The sequence below is a fragment of the Kitasatospora sp. NPDC058406 genome, assembly GCF_042722765.1.
GTDB lineage: Bacteria > Actinomycetota > Actinomycetes > Streptomycetales > Streptomycetaceae > Kitasatospora.
Map to the genome: position 1 here is coordinate 1 of NZ_JBHXKE010000401.1, position 5,090 is coordinate 5,090.

The 5,090-nt window shown below is 75.1% G+C and carries 5 protein-coding genes; 2 read left to right on the forward strand and 3 right to left on the reverse strand.

Annotation, left to right across the window (positions count from 1 at the left end; genetic code table 11):
• Positions 1-195: 195 nt before the first annotated feature.
• Entirely contained in the window at positions 196-882 is a 687-nt protein-coding gene (locus ACFWOG_RS39410; RefSeq protein ID WP_329881347.1) for a response regulator transcription factor, read from the forward strand.
• Positions 883-927: 45 nt separating this feature from the next.
• On the opposite strand, the gene ACFWOG_RS39415 is transcribed toward ACFWOG_RS39410, so the two are convergent.
• The 3 genes from ACFWOG_RS39415 to ACFWOG_RS39425 form a co-directional block, all read right to left on the reverse strand.
• A complete protein-coding gene (locus ACFWOG_RS39415) occupies positions 928-2,118 on the reverse strand; it encodes a serine hydrolase domain-containing protein (protein WP_380364436.1) in 1,191 nt (396 codons plus the stop codon).
• Positions 2,119-2,325: 207 nt separating this feature from the next.
• Positions 2,326-2,670, reverse strand: coding sequence for a hypothetical protein (locus tag ACFWOG_RS39420; RefSeq protein ID WP_329951209.1), 345 nt, complete (start codon positions 2,668-2,670; stop codon positions 2,326-2,328).
• A gap of 236 nt (positions 2,671-2,906) precedes the next feature.
• Complete coding sequence (locus tag ACFWOG_RS39425) at positions 2,907-3,920, reverse strand: zinc-binding dehydrogenase (RefSeq protein WP_329881350.1); 1,014 nt, start codon at positions 3,918-3,920, stop codon at positions 2,907-2,909.
• Positions 3,921-4,014: 94 nt separating this feature from the next.
• Between ACFWOG_RS39425 and ACFWOG_RS39430 the strand changes: the two genes are divergently transcribed.
• Positions 4,015-4,701 carry a TetR/AcrR family transcriptional regulator gene (locus tag ACFWOG_RS39430; protein ID WP_329951208.1) on the forward strand — a complete coding sequence of 229 codons (687 nt, stop codon included), beginning with the start codon at positions 4,015-4,017 and terminating at the stop codon, positions 4,699-4,701.
• The last annotated feature ends 389 nt before the right edge of the window (positions 4,702-5,090 follow it).

Below are 5,090 nucleotides of genomic sequence, written 5' to 3' on the forward strand. Positions count from 1 at the left end.
GACCGGGACCGTGGTCCCGGTCGGGGAGGGGGCGGGAGACCGGGACCGGCACCCTGACGACACCTCACCGGTACCCGTGGTCACGGGGCCCGGACCGGAGCGGGTACGGTCTGACCGGAATGCGGGAACGTGTCACGTCCCCGCCGCAGGGCGGGGCGGACCGGACGCGCCGGTCGAGGGAGAGGAACTGCTCGGATGACGGCACCACCGGAGCCGATCAAGGTGCTGATCGCGGACGACCAGCCACTGGTACGTCGCGGACTGGCCCTGATCCTGTCCCCCGACCCGGGGTTCGACGTGGTCGCCGAGGCGGAGAACGGCGAGCAGGCGGTCGCCCTCGCGCACCGGCACCGGCCGCACGTCGTGGTGATGGACATCCGGATGCCGGTCCTCGACGGCGTCGCGGCGACCGAGCGGCTGTCCCGCGAGCTGCCCGAGTGCCGGGTGCTCGCGCTGAGCACCTTCGACATGGACGAGTACGTGGTCGCCGCCCTGCGCGCGGGGGCCTGCGGGTTCCTGCCCAAGGACATCTCCCCGGAGGAACTGCTCTCGGCGGTCCGTACCGTCCACACGGGCGAGGCGGCGGTGGCCCCACGCCTGCTCACCCGTCTGATCTCCTCCTACGTCACCTCGGCCCGGCCGCCGCAGCCGGCGGCACCGGCCACCGGCCTGGGCGAGCTGACGCCGCGCGAGGTCGAGGTGTGGCGCCTGCTGGCCACCGGGCTCGACAACACGGAGATCGCGGGGGCGATGGAGATCAGCGTCTCCACGGTCAAGAACTACATCACCAGCATCTTCGGCAAGCTCAGCGTCCGCGACCGCGCCCAGGCGGTGATCGCGGCCTACGAGTCCGGCCTGGTCGAGGCCCGGCCGGCGGGCTGAACCGGGGGCGGGCCGGTGACCGGCCCGCCCCCACCCCGCCGGGGGTCAGCGGCAGAAGGCCGCGTCCACGGCGTCCGCCATGTGCCGCACCGTCGCCTCGTTGTCCGGGACGGCGGTCACGGTGATGTTGACGGCGCGCCCGTCCTCGGTGACGCCGCCCCGCGACCGGAACGCCTGGGTGGTGCCGCCGTGGCCCCAGTACACGCCGCCGCACGAGAGCGGCCTGCTCTGCAGGCCCAGCCCGTAGCGGATGCCGGGGCCCAGCTCCTCGGCCGGCACCGTGGTGCGCATCTCGGCGAGCTGCGCCGGCGGCAGCAGCCGCCCGTCGAGCAGGGCCGTGTAGAAGCGGTTGAGGTCGGTGTCGGTCGAGACGACCGCGCCCGCCGCCCAGGCCACCGACGAGTCCATGTCGGTGAACTCCCGCAGCGGCCCGCCCGGTTCGCTCCGGACGTAGCCCTTGGGGTGGCGCTCGTGGATGGCGAGGTCCCCTGGGGCGGGGAAGTAGGTGTGGCGCAGCCCGATCCGGTCGATCACCCGCCGGGTGATCTCCTCACCGACGGGCCGGCCGGCGACCTTCTGGACGATCAGGCCGGCCACCAGGTAGTTGGTGTTGTTGTACTCCCACTTCGTGCCCGCCGGGAAGCGGGCCTTGCGGGCCAGCGCCATGTCGATCAGTTCGCGGGGCTCGAAGTAGCGGTACCGCACCGCGGTGAGGTCGGCCAGCGCCGGGTCCTCCAGGTACTCGGGCAGGCCGCTGGTGTGCTGGAGCAGCTGCCGGACGGTGACGGTCCGTCCGTCGAACCCGTCACCGCGCAGCAGGCCCGGCAGGTAGGTGTCGACCGGGGCGTCCAGGCGGACCTTCCCCTCGGCGACCAGCTGCAGCACGGCGACGGCGGTGAACGCCTTGGTGTTGCTGCCGATCCGGACCTGCCCGCCGACGGGCACGGCGGCGCCGGTCGCGAGGTCCCCGACGCCGGCGGTGTAGGTGCGGGTCCGGCCGTCGCGGCCCCGTACAGCGGCCAGGGCGGCCGGCAGGCCGTCGTCGCGCACCAGCGCGTCGAGGCTCCGCCGGACGGAGTCGGGCCCGGCAGCGGCGGGTGCCGGGTCGGGTTCGGAGGCGAGGGCGGCTGGCGCACCGGCCGCCGTCAGGCCGGCGACCACGGCCGCGGCCAGTGCGGCGGCCACCGCGGCTCGGCGACGGCCCGTCCCGGTCCGGCGCGTTGCGTGTTCGGTCATGAAGCGACTCCCCTGGTGGAAGGCGCCGGGAGCTCCCGGCGCCTTCCAGAGGACCATGCGGGAGCAGGGCGGTTCGTCCGCGTCCGGAAGGAGAGCCGAGGCAGGAGCGTGCTCCGGGAGGGGCCACCGCTTGGGACCGTGCTCCCGGGGACAGGCCGGGCCGGGTCCGGTCGGGTCGGGCCGCCGTGCGTGGCCTGCCGTGCGCGCCTACGACTGGTCCCAGACGTCGACGGTCAGCGTCCGGTCGGCCGGGCAGGCGGCGATCAGGTCGGGGTGCAGCTCGTGGCTCCACACCCGGACGTCGGGCCGGGCGCCGGGGATCGCGTCGCCGTCGAACAGCGGCAGTACCTCGCCCGCGCGGACGGTGAAGCGGTTGGGGTAGCCGTCGAAGGACAGCTGCTCGGCCTTCCCGCTCGCGGCGAGCTCCATGATCCAGTCCGCCCCGAAGAGCCCGGTCTCCCATGTGGCGAGGACCACGCGACTGCCCGCGCCGTCCACGGTCTCGTCGGCCTGCGGGCCCGGTGCCGACACGATGATGAACCAGCCGAGCATGCGACACGCTCCCCTTCGGTCCGCTGCGGATCGGTCGAGAGCCTACGCGGGTCAGGCCGACGGCACACCGCTTCGGCGAACCTCCCCGGGTAGGGCCCGCGAACGTGCGGCGGGGCCGGAGGAGGCCGCCGGCGGTGCGAGCCCTGCGGGCGGACCGGCCCGGCCCCGGTCACGGCCGGCCCGGTCCGGCCCGGGGCTGGAGGTCAGGGCCGGGGCAGGAGGTCGGGGCCAGGAGGTCAGGGCTTGAGGATCAGCCGGATCGGGTCGCCCTTCTTCTGCTCCAGCGCCTCCACCGCGTGGGCGGCGTCGGCCAGCGAGAAGGTGCCGCTGACGGACCGGGAGAACTCCAGCCGGCCGCCGCGCACCAGGTCGACGAGGTCGATGACGTCCTGCGGTCCGGAGCCGTAGTGGCCGCGGATCTGCTGGCGCAGGTAGCTGACGAGGGTGCCGTTGGTGACGGTCAGCGGCTTGTCGGTCAGACCGACCAACACCAGGCGGCCGTGCTCCCCGAGCGAGGCCATCGCCTGCTCGCGCACCGGCGCGACGCCGGCGAAGTCGAACGCGGCGGCCAGCGGGCGGCCCCGGGTGGCGGCACGCAGGCGGTCGGCGAACGCGGGGTCGGCGGGGTCGAGGGCGGCGTCCGCGCCGAAGGCCAGTGCGCGTTCGCGGGCCGCGGGCAGCGGGTCGACGGCCACGATCGGGTAGGCACCGACGGCGCGGAGCAGCTGGACGCCGTGGGCACCGAGGCCGCCCACGCCCCAGACGCCGACGGCCTCGGCCGGGCGGACCGCACCGGTGGACGTGATGGCCGCCCACGGGGTGGAGACCGCGTCCGGGACGAAGCAGGCCTGCTCGAAGGGCAGGTCGTCGGGGATGGGCACCAGGGTGGTGGCGGTGGCGAGCGCGAACTCGGCCCAGCCGCCGTCGTAGTCCACGCCGCGGGTGTAGACGACGCCGTCGCGGGTCTCGCCGGCCTGGAGCAGCACGCGGTCGCCGACCGCGGCGGTGGTGACGCCCGCACCGAGGGTGTGCACGGTACCGGCGACCTCGTGACCGAGGGTGACGGTGTCGCCCTGGAGGAAGAGCGGCTTGAGCATGCCCTGGATCAGGTGGACGTCGGACAGGCAGACACCGGCGGCCTCGACCTTGATCAGGACCTCGCCCGGGCCGGGCGAGGGCACGGGCACCTCCTGGACGGCGAAGGCTCCCTTCGCGACGTCGAGCCGGCCGGCGAGCATCGTGGCGGTCATTCCGGTTCCCTTCCACAGGGGGCGGCGGTCGGTGGGCGCACCGCTCCGCACTTACTTGTTGTTCGACAAGCAAGTTGCACTCTACCATGGTGGTATGCCTACGCACGAAGCCCCGGACCCGTCCGCCCGGCCGCCCCGCCCCTCCCGGCCCTCGTCCGGCGGATCCGGCGAGCCGCCCCGTCGGACCCAGGCCGAGCGCCGCGCCCGGGCCGAGGCCGCACTGCTCGCCGCCGCCGCCCGGCTGGTCGCCGAACACGGCAGCGCCGGGGTGACCCTCGCCCGGGTCGGCGAGGAGGCCGGTTTCAGCCGCGGCCTCGCCACCCACTACTTCGGCTCCAGGGCCGCACTGCTGACCCGGCTCCAGGAGGAGGCGCTCTCCGAGGCGATGGCGGCCGCGGCACCCGAGCGCAGCGGCTCCGACCCCGTCGAGGAGCTCTGCCGGTTCGCCCGGGCCTGCCTGGACGGGGTGCGACGGCCGACCGACCTGGGGCGGGCGTTCGTCGTCCTGGGCGCCGAGGCCCTCGCCGGATCGTCCGAACTCACCGACGCCGTCGCACGGTTGGACGCCCGGATGCGCGGCTGGGTGGCCGGCGTGGTCCGCCAGGGCGCGGCCGACGGGCAGGTCCGGGCCGGCGTGGACCCGGACGCCTACGCGGTGGCGCTGGTCGGCCTGCTCAAAGGGCTGATCGTGCAGGCCGCCGCCGCTCCCGAGTCCTTCGCGGTGGATCTCGCGGGCACGGAGGCCGAGCGGTGGATCCGCCTCGCCCTCACCGCGCCCTGACGGCCCGCCCCTCCTCGCGACCGACCGGCGGCCGAGGCGCTCCGGCGCTCCGGCGCTTCGGAGTTGACGAATCTGTCCATGAAAAGGTCTTCTGTACAACGGAGTCGGCCTTCGCACCCCGCCGGTGACGGCGGCGGGGTATAGCGCCGGCCGTCGGTCCCCAACGGCATCTCCCGCCGATCGGCGGGTGCTCCTACGGTTTGCGGCAACCCCCACACCGTGACCGCAGGAGATCCCCCATGCTCAGACGACCTGTCCGGGCGGCGTGTGCCGTCCTGGCCGCCGCCGTCCTGACGTTGACGGCGCTGCAGACCAGCGCCGGCGCCGCCGCACCCCCGGCGGGCGGCCCCGCCGACACCGCCCGGGCGGCGGCGGCCTCCGCACCGGAC

Bases quoted from the DNA above. Each gene is read 5' to 3' on its own strand.
- ACFWOG_RS39420 (WP_329951209.1), bottom strand. From the start codon at position 2,670: ATGCTCGGCTGGTTCATCATCGTGTCGGCACCGGGCCCGCAGGCCGAC.
- ACFWOG_RS39425 (WP_329881350.1), bottom strand. From the start codon at position 3,920: ATGACCGCCACGATGCTCGCCGGCCGGCTCGACGTCGCGAAGGGAGCC.
- ACFWOG_RS39415 (WP_380364436.1), bottom strand. From the start codon at position 2,118: ATGACCGAACACGCAACGCGCCGGACCGGGACGGGCCGTCGCCGAGCC.
- ACFWOG_RS39410 (WP_329881347.1), top strand. From the start codon at position 196: ATGACGGCACCACCGGAGCCGATCAAGGTGCTGATCGCGGACGACCAG.
- ACFWOG_RS39430 (WP_329951208.1), top strand. From the start codon at position 4,015: ATGCCTACGCACGAAGCCCCGGACCCGTCCGCCCGGCCGCCCCGCCCC.